17 protein-coding genes are annotated in these 18,664 nt (G+C 41.8%); 16 read left to right on the forward strand and 1 reads right to left on the reverse strand.

Going from position 1 to position 18,664, the window contains the following annotated elements; translation table 11 throughout:
• The first annotated feature begins 8 nt into the window (after nt 1-8).
• The 15 genes from tilS (at nt 9) to C5Q96_RS01165 (ending at nt 17,261) form a co-directional block, all read left to right on the forward strand.
• Nucleotides 9-1,481 (forward strand): tRNA lysidine(34) synthetase TilS, encoded by a 1,473-nt coding sequence (gene tilS / locus C5Q96_RS01095; protein WP_106056406.1) that lies wholly within the window; start codon nt 9-11, stop codon nt 1,479-1,481.
• An 88-nt stretch (nt 1,482-1,569) separates the two neighbouring features.
• Nucleotides 1,570-3,774, forward strand: coding sequence for an ATP-dependent zinc metalloprotease FtsH (gene ftsH / locus C5Q96_RS01100; protein ID WP_106056408.1), 2,205 nt, complete (start codon nt 1,570-1,572; stop codon nt 3,772-3,774).
• Between the two features lie 44 nt (nt 3,775-3,818).
• Nucleotides 3,819-5,390: a PucR family transcriptional regulator gene (locus C5Q96_RS01105; protein WP_106056410.1), complete on the forward strand. Its 1,572-nt coding sequence runs from the start codon at nt 3,819-3,821 to the stop codon at nt 5,388-5,390.
• On the forward strand, nt 5,391-6,197 hold the full coding sequence (locus C5Q96_RS01110) for a type III pantothenate kinase (RefSeq protein ID WP_106056412.1): 807 nt from the start codon (nt 5,391-5,393) through the stop codon (nt 6,195-6,197).
• Nucleotides 6,197-7,162 carry a tRNA dihydrouridine synthase DusB gene (gene dusB, locus C5Q96_RS01115; RefSeq protein ID WP_106056414.1) on the forward strand — a complete coding sequence of 322 codons (966 nt, stop codon included), beginning with the start codon at nt 6,197-6,199 and terminating at the stop codon, nt 7,160-7,162. Before C5Q96_RS01110 ends, dusB begins: the two co-directional genes overlap by 1 nt.
• The gene (locus tag C5Q96_RS01120) at nt 7,155-8,432 is read left to right on the forward strand and encodes an ABC transporter substrate-binding protein (protein WP_106056416.1); all 1,278 of its coding nucleotides are present in this window, start codon (nt 7,155-7,157) and stop codon (nt 8,430-8,432) included. The genes dusB and C5Q96_RS01120 overlap by 8 nt, the downstream gene beginning before the upstream one ends.
• 70 nt (nt 8,433-8,502) lie before the next feature.
• Nucleotides 8,503-9,930 carry a dipeptidase PepV gene (gene pepV / locus C5Q96_RS01125; protein WP_106056418.1) on the forward strand — a complete coding sequence of 476 codons (1,428 nt, stop codon included), beginning with the start codon at nt 8,503-8,505 and terminating at the stop codon, nt 9,928-9,930.
• A gap of 14 nt (nt 9,931-9,944) precedes the next feature.
• On the forward strand, nt 9,945-10,376 hold the full coding sequence (gene tsaE, locus C5Q96_RS01130) for a tRNA (adenosine(37)-N6)-threonylcarbamoyltransferase complex ATPase subunit type 1 TsaE (RefSeq protein ID WP_106056420.1): 432 nt from the start codon (nt 9,945-9,947) through the stop codon (nt 10,374-10,376).
• Nucleotides 10,364-11,104 carry a tRNA (adenosine(37)-N6)-threonylcarbamoyltransferase complex dimerization subunit type 1 TsaB gene (gene tsaB, locus C5Q96_RS01135; protein WP_106056422.1) on the forward strand — a complete coding sequence of 247 codons (741 nt, stop codon included), beginning with the start codon at nt 10,364-10,366 and terminating at the stop codon, nt 11,102-11,104. Before tsaE ends, tsaB begins: the two co-directional genes overlap by 13 nt.
• Nucleotides 11,101-11,583 carry a ribosomal protein S18-alanine N-acetyltransferase gene (gene rimI / locus C5Q96_RS01140; RefSeq protein WP_106056425.1) on the forward strand — a complete coding sequence of 161 codons (483 nt, stop codon included), beginning with the start codon at nt 11,101-11,103 and terminating at the stop codon, nt 11,581-11,583. Before tsaB ends, rimI begins: the two co-directional genes overlap by 4 nt.
• A complete protein-coding gene (gene tsaD / locus C5Q96_RS01145) occupies nt 11,576-12,592 on the forward strand; it encodes a tRNA (adenosine(37)-N6)-threonylcarbamoyltransferase complex transferase subunit TsaD (RefSeq protein ID WP_106056427.1) in 1,017 nt (338 codons plus the stop codon). The genes rimI and tsaD overlap by 8 nt, the downstream gene beginning before the upstream one ends.
• Nucleotides 12,593-12,594: 2 nt before the next feature.
• Complete coding sequence (abc-f, locus tag C5Q96_RS01150; protein ID WP_106056429.1) at nt 12,595-14,511, forward strand: ribosomal protection-like ABC-F family protein; 1,917 nt, start codon at nt 12,595-12,597, stop codon at nt 14,509-14,511.
• Nucleotides 14,512-14,831: 320 nt separating this feature from the next.
• Complete coding sequence (locus tag C5Q96_RS01155; RefSeq protein WP_106056431.1) at nt 14,832-16,049, forward strand: iron-containing alcohol dehydrogenase; 1,218 nt, start codon at nt 14,832-14,834, stop codon at nt 16,047-16,049.
• 292 nt (nt 16,050-16,341) lie between these two features.
• Nucleotides 16,342-16,569, forward strand: a complete 228-nt coding sequence (acpP, locus tag C5Q96_RS01160; RefSeq protein WP_106056433.1) for an acyl carrier protein — start codon at nt 16,342-16,344, stop codon at nt 16,567-16,569.
• A 38-nt stretch (nt 16,570-16,607) separates the two neighbouring features.
• Nucleotides 16,608-17,261: a redox-sensing transcriptional repressor Rex gene (locus C5Q96_RS01165; RefSeq protein WP_106056435.1), complete on the forward strand. Its 654-nt coding sequence runs from the start codon at nt 16,608-16,610 to the stop codon at nt 17,259-17,261.
• A 140-nt stretch (nt 17,262-17,401) separates the two neighbouring features.
• On the opposite strand, the gene C5Q96_RS01170 is transcribed toward C5Q96_RS01165, so the two are convergent.
• Complete coding sequence (locus tag C5Q96_RS01170) at nt 17,402-17,569, reverse strand: DUF362 domain-containing protein (RefSeq protein ID WP_106056437.1); 168 nt, start codon at nt 17,567-17,569, stop codon at nt 17,402-17,404.
• Between the two features lie 112 nt (nt 17,570-17,681).
• Here C5Q96_RS01170 and C5Q96_RS01175 point away from each other — a divergent pair, with 112 nt between their 5' ends.
• Nucleotides 17,682-18,536, forward strand: coding sequence for an Asp23/Gls24 family envelope stress response protein (locus C5Q96_RS01175; protein ID WP_106056439.1), 855 nt, complete (start codon nt 17,682-17,684; stop codon nt 18,534-18,536).
• Nucleotides 18,537-18,664 lie beyond the last annotated feature (128 nt).

Raw genomic sequence — 18,664 nt, forward strand, 5'->3', positions numbered from 1 at the left:
GGATACCTATGAATGGAATTATAAAAAAGATTATCGATAGCAAAACAGTAGAAAATGGAGATAAAGTAATAGTCGGTTTTTCGGGTGGGCCTGATTCACTGACACTTCTTCATGCGCTGAATTCAGCTAAGGAGGAGCTTGGAATATCAATATATGCGGTTCATATTAATCATAAGATTAGACCTGTGGACTGTGATGTTGAGGCAGAACATGCTAGACGTATATGTATAGAGCTTGGTATTCCGTTTAAACTCGTTATCTGCGACTGTAAGGAGATCGCAGAACGCGAAAGGATATCGGAAGAAGAGGCTGGTCGCAAGGTTCGCTACGAAGCATTCTCTGATATGGCGTATGAACTAGAACGGTGCGGAACACCTAGAGATAGAATAAAGATAGCAGTAGCTCAGAACGCGGACGATCAAGTTGAGACTGTCCTGTTTCATATACTGCGTGGCACTGCAGTTCGTGGTCTAGCTGGTATACCTATTAGAAGGCTAGATGAGCGTGGATACATTGTAATTAGACCACTTCTAGATATAAGTCGAACTGAGATTGAGGGATATATAAATGACTGTGATCTAAAACCAAGCATGGACAAGAGCAATGAAAAGCCTATATACAGCCGTAATAAGATTAGACTTGAACTGATACCAGAGCTCGAAAGAGATTATAATCCTTCGTTTCGAAAGGCAATTACGCGGCTGAGCGAGTCAGCGGCTTGTGATGATGAATACATGATGAAAGAAGCGGCAAGACTATATGAGAATTCCGTCTCTTTGAATCATGAATATGAACTTTATGAAGTGAGGGATGTGCATAAAGCACTAAAGAGACGAATAGCAGCCATGATGCTTGAGGCAGAGGATGTTCATCCAACCTATGAGCTCGTCAATTCATTAGTAGGAATCATCGATTCAAGGAGCCCTTCAGCAAGCTACGATCTGCCTGGAGGAGTAACAGCAGAGCGCAGGTATGAGAGGCTGGTGTTTTTACAGAAAAAATACGTGAATGATCCTCGCTCAGGTTCAGGAAGGTGTGGTATAAAAGAGATTTCTTTAAAAGCTATATCTATTGCAGAATATCAAGAGTTAATAGGAAGTGCAGAAGGCAGCGAAGAAAATGATAATCCATATGCAGCATTTGACCTAGACAAGCTGTTTAAGGAAAGGGGCTTTAAAGCGGAAATGATTGGCGTATCAGATGAAAGCTCACAACTTGACGTTAGACTGCGCACCAGAAGGTCTGGAGACTATATCGGAACAGGAAACGGCAGCAAAAAGCTGCAGGATTTTTTAGTAGATGAGAAGGTGCCAAAGGCGTCTCGAGATGAAATAAAATTGGCTGCAATGGGTAGTGAAATACTTTGGATTTTACCTAATGAAATGTTTAAGTCAGAGCGATATAGGATTAAGGGGAAATATTCACAAAAATATCAGGTTGACAACAGTTCAGAGAGGGTTTTGTTTCTTGAACTGCGCTAATTCGTATGATAAAATAACACGACAGTTTGTGTAAAATAACAAATTTTAGACCAAAAATATTATTAAAGAAATATGAGGGGTACGATAATTGAAGAGATTTATTAAGAATTTTGCGATATATTTGGTTATATTCGCGGTTGTTCTCGGAGTAGCTTTTTTCTACAAGGGAGCAGATGGTGCGAAGAAGACTGCCGAAGTGAAATTCTCAACATTTGCAACTCACCTTGAAAAAGGAAAATATAAGACAATAAATATAACGGATAGAAAGATGACGGCAACGCTAAAGAATGGCAACAAGGAATACGCCTATGCGCCATCGGTTGTTGAAATCAGCTGGCTTGAGAACAGCTATGTGTTCCCGCAGGTTAAGTCCGGTAAGCTGAAGCTTTCTAGCGATCCACCGCAGAGTAGTGTTAACTTCTTCTCACTGCTACCGACGATTATTATGGTTGTCGCACTCGGATTCCTGTTCTACTTCATGATGAGTCAAGGTGGTAACAACAAAGCATTCCAGTTCGGTAAGAACAGGGCTAAGCTGTACAAAGAAAATGGTAAGAATATTCGTTTTGCTGATGTAGCTGGGCTAAAGGAAGAAAAAGAGGAGCTCGAGGAGATTGTTGATTTCCTTAAGAATCCTTCTAAATACTCTAATTTAGGTGCTAGAATTCCTAAGGGGGTACTACTCGTAGGTAATCCAGGTACTGGTAAGACTTACATCTCTAGAGCTACAGCCGGTGAGGCTGGAGTTCCATTCTTTACGATTTCAGGTTCTGACTTCGTCGAGATGTTTGTAGGTGTGGGTGCTTCTCGTGTAAGAGATCTTTTTGACCAAGCTAAGAAGAATGCTCCTTGCATCATATTCATAGACGAAATTGATGCCGTGGGACGTAAGAGAGGTGCTGGTCTTGGCGGGGGTAATGATGAGCGTGAGCAGACGCTCAATCAACTTCTTGTTGAGATGGATGGTTTCGATGGAAACTCAGGCATCATTATTTTAGCTGCTACAAATAGACCGGATGTACTAGACCCTGCATTGCTTCGCCCAGGCAGATTTGATAGGCAGATTGTAATCGGGATGCCTGATGTTAAAGCGAGAGAGGAAATTTTCAAGGTCCACACCAAGAATAAACCGCTTGCTGACGATGTTACAATTGAGATTCTAGCTAGGAGAACACCTGGTTTTTCACCTGCAGATATCGAGAACTTGGTTAATGAAGCGGCACTTTTAACAGCTAGACGCAACGGTACTAAGATTAGAATGGATGAAATTGAGGAGGCTACTACTAAGGTAATGGCTGGTCCTGCAAAGAAATCGAGAGTTATTTCCGAGGCTGAGAGAAAGCTTACTGCATACCACGAAGCTGGACACGCAATAGTTATGAAGGCCATACCTAACTCTGACCCAGTTCATCAAATCACTATCATACCGAGAGGTATGGCAGGTGGATTCACGATGTCGCTTCCTGAAGATGAAAAGTTCTTCATGACAAAGGGTGATATGGTGAATATGATTAAACATTTACTAGGCGGCAGAGTTGCAGAGGAGCTTAAGCTTGATGATATAAGTACCGGTGCAAGTAACGACCTTGAACGTGCAACAGCTATCGCTAGACAGATGATTACAAAGTATGGGTTTAGCTCAAAGCTTGGACCAGTAAGCTTTAGCTCAAGTGATGAAGTGTTCCTTGGAAAGGACTTTTCCACAAGACAGAATTATTCCGAGGAAACCGCTTCAGAAATCGATGCTGAGATTAAACATATACTCGAGAGCTGCTACGAAGCAACGACTAACATCCTTAAGGATAATGATGAAGCGTTTGAAAGAGTTGCGCAGGCCCTTCTACTCATCGAGACACTTGATGGAGAACAGTTTAATGATCTCTATGAAGGAAAAATCACACCTGAGGAGCTTGCTGAGAATGTAAAGGCTCGTGATGAAGAAATTGCGGAGCTAAACAAGGCAGAGGCAAAGGAAAGTGAGAGACTCGAGGAAGAGAGACGTCAGGAAGCTGAGGAGAGGCTAAAGGAACTTCAGTCTGTTATCGTTGGTGATTTAAAGTTTGAAGACTCTACTTTTGCAGAGGAAAACAAGCATGCAGACAAGAAAGATTTGGAAAAGCCATCTGAAGAAGAAAAGGCGAAGTCTAGCGTAGGATGGCCTTCTGATACTAAAGAAGAGCCGCAAGATGATGAGATTGATGTAGATGCGGATACAGATGCAGATGCAGCAAAGGATGCGGAGCCTGAATCTAAAGATGAATCCAAGAATGATGCGGAAGCTGACAAAGAGTAAAAGAGCGAGAGGCTCGGAGTCAAAGAAATTGAAGGAGCAATAAAATGAGGATAACTGTAGAAGATTGCCTTAATCTAGATGCGTTCAAAGGGAGCACCGTAATTTCCTGCAAGAGAAAGATGGACAGAAGAGTGCGAACCATCTCAGTTTTCGATGAAATTGATTATGAGAAGGGAATCGAGCGCAACGGAGTAAAGGAACAGATGGTTCTTACCCATTTCTGGAATTGTAAGGATGATATTGATGCTCAGTGCCGAATTGTCGTTGGTTTTGGTAAAAAGGCAATCGCTACACTCGTAATATTCCTGCATGAGGAAGGTGTGAGAGCTGTAGACCAAAAGGTAATCAAGACAGCGGAGGAAAATGGACTCCTGATTATCGTTATTCCAGACGATAAAGAGACCACGTATGCCGTGCTCATGGAACAGGTGCTTGATAAAATCTTGTACGGACACAACTACAGTGACAATATTTTAAACAACACAATTTATCATCTTCTTAACTTTGAAAAGCATAGAAACTTCCAGAGTGCGCTGAAGGAAGCGGCTATAAATAATGATTATCAGGCTATTTTGATGACCTCGGAGTTCAATCCAATACTCACGATTGAGACTCGCCATGAGGAAACTATTGATAATGCGATAGTTCAGGCCAAGAAGATGGATGTGTCGCACTCGACCATGTTCACCCAGGTCAATATTAATGACGTAATCACTTACTGGGGGACTATAGATATAAATAATGAGAAGCACATCTTGATGATTGTGGATAATGAGGACAATTACTCGGCTACTGAGATCAAGAAACTAGCTGAGATTATCGAGCTTGCGATGGGTATGTGGAAGTACACTCCTGAGAGAGATTCAAGGGCTGAATTTATCAAGTCAGCTATAAGAGGAGATTTGACATTTTGCTACACCCTAATCGACGAGGCTGGACTCAAAGGCAAACAGTTTGTCAGTGTATTCTATGCGAATGGGATAAACAACCGAGCATCACAGGATATTCTCGAGAAATATAAATCAGACAAGGGATTCGGCATACTTCCACTCATTGAAGGAAATGAATTTTACGGGATGATTTATGCCGATGCAGGTGAAGAGAAGGGCGTTCAGCTCAAGAATGATTGCCTCAGAATGTACGATGATCTCAAGGAAGGTCGTAAGGATGTAAGGATTTTTCACTCTACAGGTATTGAGGAGCTCGACAGCGCTATAGACGGTTTCAAGATGATTAACGAGACTTGGAATAACGTAGAGGCTGTGTTCCCATATAAGAGGGTGTTTACTAAGTACGAGATGTCGATGGTCTGCAACTGTATCAATATTCAGATGCAGAGTAGTGTGCTCAAGAAGATTTACCTAGATTTACTCGAGCCATTTGAACGAGAAGTATCTCTAAATAAGGGAAGGTTGCTCCTCGAGACACTCGAAACATTCGTACTTGATGCCGGAATGAATAGTAATAAGACTGCAGAGTTTATGAATATTCATAACAACACAGTTCAATACAGACTAAAGCGAATCAATGAGATTCTCGGCGCAGAGCTAACAGGAAACAGAATTATCCCAGGGCTCACTATGGCACTGGCTCTAAGGAGAATGGAGGATCACTAAATGCTTCTAGCTGTAGATGTAGGAAATACAAATATAGTGATAGGCGTGTTCAGCAAGTCGCAGCTCATTACCAGCTGGCGACTTGCTACAGATAGCAGGCGAAGTGCAGACGAGTATGGGATTCTAGTCGAGCAGATGTTCAGACATGAGGGGATAGACCCATCTGACATTGACGATGTGATTATATCCACTGTCGTGCCTTCGCTGCTTTTTGCCTTACAGCACATGTGCTATAAGTATTTGCACGTATCACCACTTGTTGTTGAGACGGGTGTGAAGACGGGGCTCAAGATCAAGTGTGATGACCCGCGCCAAATCGGTTCTGACAGGATTGTGAATGCCGTTGCTGCACATCACAAGTATAAGAATCCGCTAATTGTCATCGATTTCGGAACAGCTACGACTTTCTGCGCGATAACTGAGGACGGAGACTATCTAGGTGGTACGATCGCACCCGGGATAAAAATTTCAGCTAAGGCGCTTTTTGAGCAGACAGCTAAGCTACCACATGTAGATCTAGAGGTCCCAGGAAATATGATTTGTAAGAATACCATTGAAGGCATGCAATCGGGACTAGTATATGGTCATATGGGGCTTACCGAATACATCGTTGAAGGCATGAAGAAAGAGCTCGTAGAAAACTACGGGAAGGATTACGATACCATTAAAGTCATTGCGACAGGTGGGCTTGCTCCAATGGTAGAGGATGGCGTAAAGTGCATAGATGTCATTGAAAAGAGACTTACGCTCGATGGCCTAGTGCTCATCTATGAAAAGAACAAATCACAGAGGAAGAAACGTAACTAATGTCAGATACGAGATATATTATTGGCGATGTTGAGCTACCAAATCCATTTTTGTTAGCACCGCTTGCAGGTGTCACGGATGCAGTTATGAGAAGACTCTGTGAGGAGCAGGGAGCGGCGATGACGTGCACTGAAATGGTGAGTGCAAAAGGTTTATACTACGGAGATAGGAAGACGCCAAAACTCCTATATATACCTCCGAAATCCGGAATAACAGCAGTCCAAATTTTTGGCAGTGAACCTGATGTGATGTCGTATGCTGCATCGGCTTTGAACTCAGAACCCAATAAGATTCTCGATATTAACATGGGATGTCCAGTACCTAAGGTTGTAAAAAATGGTGATGGTGCAGCTCTGATGAAGAACCCCGACCTTGTCTATGATATCGTATATGCGGTTGTGAAAAATTCTGAGAAACCAGTTACCGTTAAGATAAGAAAAGGATTCGATGAGGAGTCTATCAATGCAGTAGAAGTTGCGAAGGCCATATCAAGTGCAGGGGCATCTGCTGTTGCTGTTCACGGGAGAACACGGGAACAATACTATTCAGGCAATGCTGACTGGGATATCGTAAGGCGGGTCAAAGAAGCTGTAGGTATACCAGTTATAGGCAATGGCGATGTATTTACAGGTAAAGATGGCGTGCGCATGATGGAGGAGACAGGATGCGACTTTGTCATGGTAGCACGAGGTGCAATGGGAAATCCCTGGATATTTAAAGAATTAAATGCAGCCATCCATGGCGAGGAGGCACCACCTCGTCCAACTGTAAGAGAACTTAGCATGATGATGATTAGACACCTAGACGAACTGGTTCAACTTAAGGATGAATATTCTGCGGTAAGAGAGATGAGGAAGTTTGTCGCATGGTATACTAAAGGGGTGAAGGGAGCAGCTAAACTCCGTGGTAAGATTAATAATATTGAAACACATGCAGAGATGAAAGAGGCTTTGAACATTGAGTAATAAGAAGAAACTTAAAGCGGTATCCATCATGTTATTACTGATAATGATAGCTAGTGTACTTGGTGGATGCACGACCTTTGACAATTTCAAAAAGACTTTTGTAGATAAGCAGGTAGTTGGTGATGATAACACCATAACCATCGGTATATATGAACCTAGTTCTGGAGAATTTAAAGAACAAGGTGAAGAGGAAATCAGAGGAATTGAGCTCGCAAATTCTATTTATAGCAATGTAAATGGAATCAAGATTAAACTCGTTAGAGTCGATAACCAGTCTGATGTCAATTCAGCAAAAGGTGCGATACAGAACCTCATCAAGATGAAACCCTCTGTGATACTTGGGAGTGCCGGTGAGGCAAACTCTATGGTTGCATCACCATATATTGAGGCAGCAAAGATCCCGACTATTACGCCGTCTGCTGTCAATCCGCTGATTACTGAGAACAACAAGTATTATTTCAGGGCATCTATTACCGAATCACAGCGCGGAGCAGGGCTAGCCGAATACGTGTACAGTGTGCTCGGATCAAGAAAAATTGCAACGATATCCATGAAGAATGATAGTGCAAACACTGCCATGCAGAGAGGCTTCAACTCCAAGATTAGCGAACTAGAGCAGGGAACTTCCGGTGATTCTCCCGGCGTTTCGTCCATTGTCTATCAGAAGGCTGTTGATGTCGATTTTGAAAGCTATGGAAAGCTTGTTAAAAGTATAAAGAAATCTGATGCAGATGTTGTGGTTGTACCGTTTGGGGCAGAGAATTCCGATAAGCTCTTCTCAGAAATAGAAAAAGAAAATCTAGAGAAGAAGATAACCTTTGTAGGAAGTTCAAACTGGAACAATGAAGACTTTATAGCGATGATGAAGAGCCATCCAAAGATTAAAGTTGTATTTCCGTCGGACTCCGTGTTCAGCGGTGGAAAAACGACGACAAAGTCTGTAACGGCTGAGACTCAGAGATTCATTATTGAGTATGCAAAGAAGTACGGTAATGATTCCGAACCAACGAGTAATGCAGCCCTTGGATATGATTCATATTTGCTGGCCATCAATGCTATCAATAGAGCAAATTCTAAAAAACCAGAGGACATAAGAAAGGCTTTGTCAGAATTATCAAATGTCAGAGGGGCGACGGGTGTGTTCACTTTTGATGAATATGGAAATCCTATAAAATCAGTAAACCTATCAACAATTAAGTCTGGAAAGGTTATTTCGCTATATGTGACTAACGACAAGACCACAGCGGAAAATATGGGAAAGATTAAGTAAGTAAATTAAGTATAATCAAGCATTTGAAGTATTGTTTAGTGCGAGATGCTTTGTAGTTAGAGGTAGTAAAATGAATTATATAGAGTACTTAGAAAATTCAAATTCTGAGATGATTGAAGAGCTTGCAAAGCAGGTAAGAATTGACAGTGTAAAGTCAGAACCAGTAAGAACACCTGAAGGGGAGCTTTACCCGTTTGGAAAGGGCGTTCAGGAGTCTCTTGCAGAGCTGCTTAAACTTGGTGAGAGCATGGGATTCGAGGTCCACAACTATGATAATTACGTTGGAGAAATCGTTTTTCCTGGAGAGCCAGGCGAAGAATCCTTCGGTATAGTTGGACACCTCGATGTAGTTCCGGTGGCCGACGATTGGAAGCATGGTCCGTTTAATCCAGTGATTGAAGATGGTTTTATGTATGGACGAGGAACAGCTGACGATAAAGGACCTGTTATCGCTGCACTTTTTGCAATGAAAGCAATTAAAGATGCAGGTATTACACCTAAGAAAACTATTAAGCTGATTGCTGGCCTCGATGAGGAGACCGGCAAGGAAAGCGCTATCCATTACAGAGAAGTAGCAGCGATGCCTGATTTTGGGATTACCCCAGATGCTGACTTCCCCGTAATTAATGGCGAGAAGGGGATTCTTATATTTGATATCGCACAGAAGCTCAAGAAGCCTACAGCGAAGGAAGGGCTCATGTTGAGCAAGGTTCAAGGTGGACTGGCAGCAAATGCAGTTCCAGCGCATGCTAGAGCAGTTATAGCTTCAGATGAGAGAGCAAGATATGACGATATTATTGAACTCGCTAAATCATATAGTAAAGAGAGCGGGTATGATGTTACCGCTAAAAAGACGGGGACATCATTAGCCGTTGAAGCTCATGGAGTTGCGGCACATGGCTCAGTTCCAGAGAAAGGGCTTAATGCTATAAGTATTCTTATGGAGTTCCTAGGCAAGCTTGACCTCTCTGGGGATGAGGTAACTGAGTTTATAGATTTCTATAATGAACATATCGGATTTGATTTAAATGGTGAACGCCTAGAATGTCAGTTTGAAGATGATCAATCAGGCAAGGTAATCGTAAACGTTGGAACGATTGATATTAACGATGAAGTTGCCACTATGAAGATTAATATAAGAGTCCCAGTAACGTATGATAACTCAGCAGTTATGAAGGGTGTTGAAAGTGTACTAGGACCAAATCAAGGCATAGTAAAGGGTACAGACGATAAAGCGATATACGTTGATCCAGAAGACGAGTTTGTAAAAACACTGATGGAAGCATATCGAGATTACTCGGGAGATTTAGATAGTGAACCAGTAGTAATCGGTGGCGGAACATATGCTAAGCACTTTGATGGTGTATTAGCATTCGGAGGACTCTTTCCGTGGGAAGATGATTGCATGCACATGACAGATGAGAGAATCTCTCTTGATTCGTATGACAAGATGGCAAAGATATATGCCTCGACCATATATAAGCTTTGTTGTAAGTAGGTATAAGAAGAGAAATGGGTGTTCAGGAACAGATTGTTTATATAAAAAATGAGCATGATACTGAAGAGTTTGGAATGAAATTGGCTTCCTCATTGGAGCCGGGCGATATTGTGGCTCTAATTGGAGATCTTGGAACTGGCAAGACTACTTTGACGAAGTATATCGCAAAGGGGCTTGGGGTTACTGAGAATATCGATAGTCCAACCTTCAATATTGTTAAGGAACACAAGAGCGGTATAATACCGCTCTTCCATTTTGATGTGTATAGATTATCGAGTGGTGATGAACTTCTCGATATCGGAGCTGATGAATATTTCTATTCTGATGGAGTATGCATAATTGAGTGGGCTGATATAGTGGCGGATGTTGTACCTGAGAAAGCAAAGGTAATATTGATAGAGTATGGTGAAAAACAAGGGGAGCGAATTTATAGATGTATATTCTAAGCATTGAGACGACAGGAAAATATGGTTCAGCTGCACTCATAGATGGAGATGGCAGAATCTCATCAAAAAGCTCACATGAAGAAATGAATCACCTTAAGGATATCATGCTACTTGCTGATGAATGCCTTAAGGCAGAAGGGATTGGAACTAATTCCATCGACGCAGTGGCGGCTTCTATAGGTCCAGGCTCGTTTACAGGTATAAGAATTGGGGTATCTAGTGCGAGGGGAATCGCTGAGATGCTTAATATACCTTGTATTTCGATATCTTCTCTAGAGGGAATGGCGGCTCTTGCTGACGCTCATATGGGTGAGGAAGTAAGATTTTTCGCACCTATCATCAATGCGAGGAGAGGACAGCTCTACGGTGCACTTTTTGAGAGAGATGGCGCCAGATATAACGCTGTACTTAGTGAGAGGCAGTACATGATAGATGAGTTTTTGGAAGAGATTGATAAAATCGATTCTGAGGAGAATCAGATTATCTTTGTTGGTGACGGCATAGATGCATATGAAGATAAAATTCGCGAAGCTGGATTATATAGATTAGCTGATGAGGAGTGGCGCTATCAAGATGCTTCGTCAGTGGCTGAGCTAGCACTTCAAAAATATAACAGTAACAATACAATCACTTATGATTATCTTCTTCCTAACTATATGAGAAAGAGTGAAGCTGAGATGAGACTTGAATCCGGTACTCTCAGTAGCAAGATAGGGAAGCTCAGATGATAATGGAAACATGTCGGGATAAGGCTAAGATCAGAGTCCGAATTGCAAAGTCCTCAGATCTTGATGATATATATGAGCTTGATATGCAGACGTTTGCAATGCCGTGGAGCAAGGAGGCACTTAGCTACGATATACTTGAAAACGATAATGCGTTCGTGATTGTTGCTGAGTATGAAGGCGAATTTGCAGGATATGCTGATATTTGGACAGTTCTGGATGAAGCTGATCTTAACAGTATCGCAGTGAGAGTTGACTTCAGAAGGAAGGGAATAGGTGATGCGATTATGCTCGCGATGACTGAAATACTTTCAGCAAATGGCGTGGCAACTATAAACCTCGAGGTGAGAGTCAGCAACATGCCTGCGATAAAGCTTTACAAAAAATACGGATTTAATGAGTGCGGAGTGCGTCCAGGGTATTATCTAGATAATGGTGAGGATGCGCTGATTATGAAGAGGGAGACAGGTGGTTATGCATAATAATAAGCATATTACACTGGGAATAGAATCGAGCTGTGATGAGACGGCAGTAGGCATAGTTGCAGACGGGCGTGAGATTCTAGCAAATGTCATTTCATCGCAGATTGACATACACACTAAGTTTGGTGGTGTAGTACCTGAAATTGCTTCGAGACGTCACCTTGAGAGTATCAACGATGTAATAGAGCAAGCGCTAGATGAAGCTGAAGTTACTATGGATGAGGTGGATCTAATAGGAGTAACTTATGGACCAGGATTGGTTGGTGCGCTACTTGTTGGAGTGGCAACGGCAAAGGCAATGGCGTGGGCTCGAGGTATTCCGCTAGTAGGGGTAAACCATATGCATGGTCATATCGCATCGAATTATCTAGAATATAAGGAACTTGAGCCACCGTTCATCGGGCTCGTGGTCTCTGGCGGACACACCAACATCATCAAAGTCGATGATTACAACGAGTGTAAGATACTTGGAGCGACCAGAGATGACGCGGCAGGTGAAGCGATGGATAAGGTTGCTAGGGTAGTAGGACTAGGATATCCAGGTGGACCAAAGATAGATAAAGCTGCCCGCGAAGGGAATAGAGATGCTATCAAATTTAAAAGGGTGTATCTCAATGATGGAAGCTATGACTTCAGCTTTAGCGGACTCAAGACTCAGGTACTAAACTACATAAATAGCGAAAGACAGGCAGAAAGAGAGATAAATATACCTGATTTGGCAGCTTCATTTCAGGAATCGATTATGGAAGTTATCGCAGATAAGGCAATCAGCGCAGCTACTTCTTATGGAAATAATAAAATCGTAGTGGCTGGTGGCGTTGCTGCTAACAGCAGGCTTAGAGAATTGCTTGAGAGCAAGGGCGAAGCAGCTGGAATCGAGATTCTTAAGCCAGCTCAGATCCTGTGCACAGACAACGGTGCGATGATCGCTTGCTCTGCATACTATCAGATGAAGAAAGGAGAGTTCGCGGACATGTCATTAGATGCGTGCCCCGGACTGGAGTTTTAACTATGCTTGTAATGTCGGCAAAAGATATATGCAAGTCGTACGGAACGGACATCATCATCGAGGATGTTTCGTTTTCTGTAAATAAAGGAGACAAAGTTGGAATAGTCGGCCCGAACGGTGCTGGAAAAACCACATTGTTAAGCATAATTGCAGGCGAGAATGAACCGACTAGCGGCGATGTTTTTATCCGCAGTGGGTATGTCGTCGGGTATCTCAAACAGAAGGATCACTTTTTCTCAGAAGGAACAGTGATCGAGGAAGCTGCGAAGACTTTTACGCACTTTTATGAGATGGAAGAGGAGATTTCAAGTCTGGAGAAGGCAATCTCTGATACGAATAATCCGATATTTGATCAAGATCTAGAAGCCTATACCCACCTTATGGATGAGTATAAAGCTACTGGTGGATATTCATACAAGAGCGAACTAATCGGTGTACTGGCGAGTATGGGATTTGGTGCAGATACTCACGATAAGGAGATAAGCATGCTTTCTGGCGGTGAGAAAACCAGACTTGCATTGGCTTGTATGATGCTTCAAAAGCCAGATATCCTCATGCTAGACGAACCAACTAATCATCTCGATCTTAAGATGCTTGCTTGGCTCGAGTCATTCCTAAAGACTTATAAAGGGACAATAATCGTCGTATCTCATGATAGATACTTTTTGGATAGGATAGTGAATCGCATATTTGATATGCGAGGGACGCACCTTGTAGATTATCGCGGAAATTACTCAGAATACCTCGTAAAGCGTAGTGAGCGCGAAGAGGTGATGAGACGAGAGTACGAAAAGCAGCAGAAAGAAATCGCTAGGCAGGAAGAAATAATCCGCAGATTTAAGCAGCATAATACGGAACATCTCGTCAAGAGGGCACAGTCTAGAGAGAAGAGGCTTGCGCATTTAGAAGTACTGGATAGACCGTCACTCAAGCAGGCCGAACTGAAACTATCATTTGATGCTGACTTTCAGAGTGGTAAGGATGTAATCATGACAGAAGAGCTGTCTAAGAGCTTTGGAGAGAAGCAGCTCTTTAAGGATGTCAAGTTTGATATCAAAAGTGGAGAGAAGATATGTTTTATCGGAGAGAATGGTGTAGGTAAAACCACCCTGCTGCGCATCATCATGGGCGAGGAAGAAGCAGATGAAGGGTATTTAAAAATCGGACATAATGTTGATTTTGGATATTATGACCAGGGACAGCTGTTACTTGATGAGAACGAGACTGTATTAGGTGAGATGAAAAACGCATATCATCTCTATACCGACACGGAAATGCGAAATATCCTAGGTAGATTCTTATTTAGAGGTGATGACGTATTCAAGAGTGTATCGGCACTTTCAGGCGGAGAAAAAGCGAGATTGTCGCTTCTAAAGCTAATGTTATCCGGAGCTAATACCCTAATCTTCGACGAACCGACCAATCACCTTGATATTGAATCAAAGGAAATTGTCGAGGCGGCGATTATGGAATTCAAAGGAACTGTTCTAATCGTATCTCATGACAGATATCTGCTCAGTAAGATTCCCGACAGAATCCTCGAACTAAGACACGAAGGAATAAGGGAATACAAAGGCAAGTTTGATTACTATCTCGAGAAAAGTTCAGAGTTTGACAAGCAAGATAACGATATTGGTGGCGATGAAAATACAAATGATGAACTAAGCGCTGAAGACGAGCGTAGACGCAGGAAGGAACGAGAAGCTGAAGAGAGGCGCAGATCGCGCAGGGTCGCTGAATTAGAAGCGATTATCCACGATATAGAGGCTAAGATTGATGATATCGAGTCTGAAATGTGTAAGCCTGAACATGCTTCTGATGTGTTCTATCTCCGAGAGGCTGGGGACAAGGCTGATGAGTACAAGACCGAACTCGAGAGTATTTACGACGAATGGCTCAGCTTACAGGAAGACGAATAGCTGAATTCTCTTAATAATATGAGTGAAGGCTGCCGAGCGCAGCCTTTTTTTATGCCTGCTTATAATTCTATGGACGATTATTACCTAACACACTATATCAGATTAATAGCGCAACTAATGTAAAATTGAGATAGACACAGTATGATGCTAACTTAATCAAATAATTAATCTAAATGAAATAAAGTTATTATTTCATAAAAAATATTTATAACAGTTGATAAGTCTATCTGTGATAACAATTTGTAGCAAACATTGGTTTCATGAGATAATCTTGTTAAGATTGTATCAAAATATTAGGTTTTACTGAGGAGGTACTTGAGATGATGAGATTTACAAATCCTAGGGATTTATATCACGGTAAGGGTGCTCTGGAGGCACTTAAATCGCTGAAAGGCAAGAGGGCTGTTATATGCGTGGGTGGCGGAAGTATGAAGAGGTTCGGCTTCCTAGATAAGGCTCAGCAGTATTTAGAAGAAGCAGGTATGGAGGTTGCTCTAATCGAGGGAATTGAGTCAGATCCTTCCGTAACTACAGTCATGGATGGTGCCCGCAAGATGCTCGAATTTGAACCTGACTGGATTGTTGCAATTGGTGGAGGCTCTCCAATTGACGCTGCGAAGGCTATGTGGATTAAGTACGAGTACCCAGAATGTACATTTGAGGACATGTGCAAGGTGTTTGGGCTTCCTGAACTTCGAAAGAAGGCACACTTCTGCGCAGTATCCTCTACATCGGGAACTGCCACAGAAGTTACTGCTTTTTCCATAATTACTGACTATGATAAGGGTATCAAATATCCACTCGCAGATTTTCAGATTACACCAGATGTAGCTATTGTCGATCCAGATCTTGCAGAGACGATGCCACAGAAGCTTGTAGCTCACACAGGAATGGATGCTCTTACACATGCGATAGAAGCCTTTGTATCATTAGCCGCATCAGATTACACGGATGCACCAGCTTTATACGCTATACAAATGATTCAGAAGAATCTAGTTCCGTCATATGAGGGAGATATGGAAGCGAGAGATGCTATGCATAATGCACAGTGTCTAGCTGGAATTGCATTCTCAAGCGGACTGCTCGGTATAGTGCACTCTATGGCACATAAGACAGGAGCCGCATTTGACGATTATGGCGCGCATATCATCCATGGTGCTGCAAATGCAATGTACCTGCCAAAGGTTATCGCATTCAATGCAAAGGATGAGAGGGCTGCGGAGAGATTTGCTGTAATTGCAGATACACTCAAGCTGGGTGGAGAGAGCAGAGATGGGAAGATTAAAAATCTGATTGAATGGCTGAGAGGTATGAATGACGCTTTAAATATACCTCACGGCATCAAAAATTACGGTGCGGATAGCTATCCAGCAGACCAAGGATTTGTTCCAGAAGATGTATTCCTAGCAAGATTACCAGAGATTGCAAAGAATGCTATCCTCGATGCTTGTACAGGTGCAAACCCTCGTAAAATTAATCAAGAAGAAATGGAAAACCTACTTAAGGCCTGCTACTACGATACAGAGGTAGACTTTTAAAACTCATTAATACATTACTAATATTTCTTTTAATATGTAAAAGGAAGAGTATTATCGAAGAAAAGCATGGGGCCGTGATATGACCCCAGCCCTTTCTTTCTGATAATGTGGGATACCTCACTGTAAAAATACAATCAATTTCTAAATTGCGAATTATAGCTCTATAAATGCAAAAAATATACGGAATTATTTACATTTATCGTGATTAATATGCATATGATTGATAAAAAACTTGCAAGAATTGATTGTATAATTTATAATTAACGTTGAATTTCAAAAGGAGGTTAGAGCTATGACTTTTGATACAATAAGAGATATAGTAGTCGAGCAGCTTGGAGTTGATGCTGATATGGTTCAGATGGACACCAACTTGATGAAAGATCTCGAAGCAGATTCGCTTGATGCTGTAGAAATCATTCTTGGCGTTGAGGAAGCTTTCGGTCTAGACATTCCAGATGAAGAAGCTGAAAAGTTTGAGACTGTTAAGGATTTAGTAGAGTACGTAGATTCACACAAGTAAGAAACACGAAAATTGTCGAGTTGGGGTGGGAAGTATTTATGAAAAGCAACAATACAAAGGTATCAAATGCGATTATCCGCAGACTACCAAGATATAGAAGATATTTGAACGAACTTCGTAAGCAGGGCGTTAAGAAAATCTCTTCTAATGAATTAAGTGAGCTTATTGGTTATACTGCATCTCAGATTAGACAGGATCTCAATACATTTGGTGGCTTTGGCCAGCAGGGATACGGTTATTCAGTTGATTCTCTATTCCATGAGATTAACAAGATTCTAGGTCTTGACCGTGAGTACAAGACTATCGTAGTTGGTATTGGTAATCTTGGTCAGGCAATCACGAACTACACTTATTACTACAAGATTGGATTCAATATAGTTGGTCTCTTCGATGTTAATCCAAAGCTAGTAGGGCTAAGCATCAATGATGTGCTTGTTCGCGATTTTTCTGAGATGAGCGATTTTGTAAAGGAAAATGACATAGATATTGCGATTATCTGCGTTAACCGTGAGAATGCACAGAAAGTCACAGATGTTCTTGTCGATGCTGGTATTGAGGGAATCTGGAATTTTGCACCAGTAGATCTCAATGTACCAAACGATGTCGCTGTTGAGAATGTTCATCTAAGTGATAGTTTACACACGCTATCGTTCTTAATCAGAAGCAATGAGCTAGAAGATGCTGAGAAGTAAATAGTTAGACATAATTCAATGAAAAGAAATGGTTGGGCAGTGCCCAGCCATTTTGTTTATATGTATTTTGAGGTAGGGCATAAAAAAACCCCTGTGTAAAGCACAGGGGAAATTGCTACCTTTGGTATATCCTTAACGGATTATTCCTGAGCAGGTGCTCCTACTGGACATACATCTGCGCAAGCTCCGCAGTCAATGCAAGTATCTGCATCGATTACATAAGGTGTTCCTTCTGTAATAGCCTCTACAGGGCAACCATCCATGCAAGCACCACAGCTGATGCAATCTTCACTAATCTTATAAGCCATAATAATCCTCCTATGATAAACAATTCATTTGATTTCTTTATCAGCATTGTATCATGGTATAATGGGTTTGATAAAGTTAACTTTTTGTGAAGTTTTCAAGGAATAACGTTATATGAAGGTATATTCATTTACAGGAAAAAGTGGGACTGGCAAGAGCTATCAAGCGATTAGGGTTGCTAAGGAAAAGGGGATTCCGGCGCTGATTGATGATGGTCTTTTGATTTATAAAAATAAAATTGTGGCAGGCAGATCAGCCAAAAAATGTGAATCAAGAGCTAAAGCGATGCGCATTGCACTTTTCAATTATGAAGATCACAGAATCGATGTGCAGAAAAAGATAAAAGCCCTCAAGATTAAGAAACTACTCGTGCTCGGTACATCTGACCATATGGTGGATATAATAACCGACACACTAGAAATACCAAGGGCTATAGAGAGACTATACATTGAGGATTACACCAGTGCTGGTGAACGTGAACTTGCGGCGGAGCGTCGCTACAACCATGGGGAACACGTTATTCCAGCGCCAATGGGTGATTTAAAGAGGGATTTTGCAGGGTACTTCATGAATCCGCAGAGATTTCTCAAAAACTGGAACCTCGCTAACGATGAGACAGATAAGTATGAGAAAACTGTGGTTATGCCACAATATGTTTATAATGGAAATTACACGATTAATGAGAACGTAATCGGTGATATTATCAGGATTGTGGCGAGGAAGTATAGGCGCAACATCAGGGTGACGAATTTTTATAACAATGGTAAAACTGGCAGTCTGGTAATCGAGCTGGACCTAAAGGTCAGGAAGACCGTCGATTGTATGCGTTCATGTATTATCCTGCAAAGGGATGTTAAGCGCAGCATAGAACAGATGACATCATTTCAGGTAAAGTGTGTAAATGTTAACATTAAGGAGCTAGTGCTCGACCGCGAGATAATGCGTAATCATGGTAGGAAGCAGGCGTGAAGAAGCTAACCTGAAACTGAAATAGTGGAGGTGTTAAACGATAAATTTTCCATATTTACATATCTAGTACGAAACATAAAAACGATGATTCATATCACCTAAATGCATTGATTAAAAATATCAGCCCG

Origin of the sequence: Mogibacterium diversum, assembly GCF_002998925.1 — a bacterium.
Taxonomy (GTDB): domain Bacteria; phylum Bacillota; class Clostridia; order Peptostreptococcales; family Anaerovoracaceae; genus Mogibacterium; species Mogibacterium diversum.

Bases quoted from the DNA above. Each gene is read 5' to 3' on its own strand.
- tilS (WP_106056406.1), top strand. From the start codon at position 9: ATGAATGGAATTATAAAAAAGATTATCGATAGCAAAACAGTAGAAAAT.
- C5Q96_RS01105 (WP_106056410.1), top strand. From the start codon at position 3,819: ATGAGGATAACTGTAGAAGATTGCCTTAATCTAGATGCGTTCAAAGGG.
- C5Q96_RS01110 (WP_106056412.1), top strand. From the start codon at position 5,391: ATGCTTCTAGCTGTAGATGTAGGAAATACAAATATAGTGATAGGCGTG.
- dusB (WP_106056414.1), top strand. From the start codon at position 6,197: ATGTCAGATACGAGATATATTATTGGCGATGTTGAGCTACCAAATCCA.
- pepV (WP_106056418.1), top strand. From the start codon at position 8,503: ATGAATTATATAGAGTACTTAGAAAATTCAAATTCTGAGATGATTGAA.
- tsaE (WP_106056420.1), top strand. From the start codon at position 9,945: ATGGGTGTTCAGGAACAGATTGTTTATATAAAAAATGAGCATGATACT.
- tsaB (WP_106056422.1), top strand. From the start codon at position 10,364: ATGTATATTCTAAGCATTGAGACGACAGGAAAATATGGTTCAGCTGCA.
- rimI (WP_106056425.1), top strand. From the start codon at position 11,101: ATGATAATGGAAACATGTCGGGATAAGGCTAAGATCAGAGTCCGAATT.
- tsaD (WP_106056427.1), top strand. From the start codon at position 11,576: ATGCATAATAATAAGCATATTACACTGGGAATAGAATCGAGCTGTGAT.
- abc-f (WP_106056429.1), top strand. From the start codon at position 12,595: ATGCTTGTAATGTCGGCAAAAGATATATGCAAGTCGTACGGAACGGAC.
- C5Q96_RS01155 (WP_106056431.1), top strand. From the start codon at position 14,832: ATGATGAGATTTACAAATCCTAGGGATTTATATCACGGTAAGGGTGCT.
- acpP (WP_106056433.1), top strand. From the start codon at position 16,342: ATGACTTTTGATACAATAAGAGATATAGTAGTCGAGCAGCTTGGAGTT.
- C5Q96_RS01165 (WP_106056435.1), top strand. From the start codon at position 16,608: ATGAAAAGCAACAATACAAAGGTATCAAATGCGATTATCCGCAGACTA.
- C5Q96_RS01170 (WP_106056437.1), bottom strand. From the start codon at position 17,569: ATGGCTTATAAGATTAGTGAAGATTGCATCAGCTGTGGTGCTTGCATG.
- C5Q96_RS01175 (WP_106056439.1), top strand. From the start codon at position 17,682: ATGAAGGTATATTCATTTACAGGAAAAAGTGGGACTGGCAAGAGCTAT.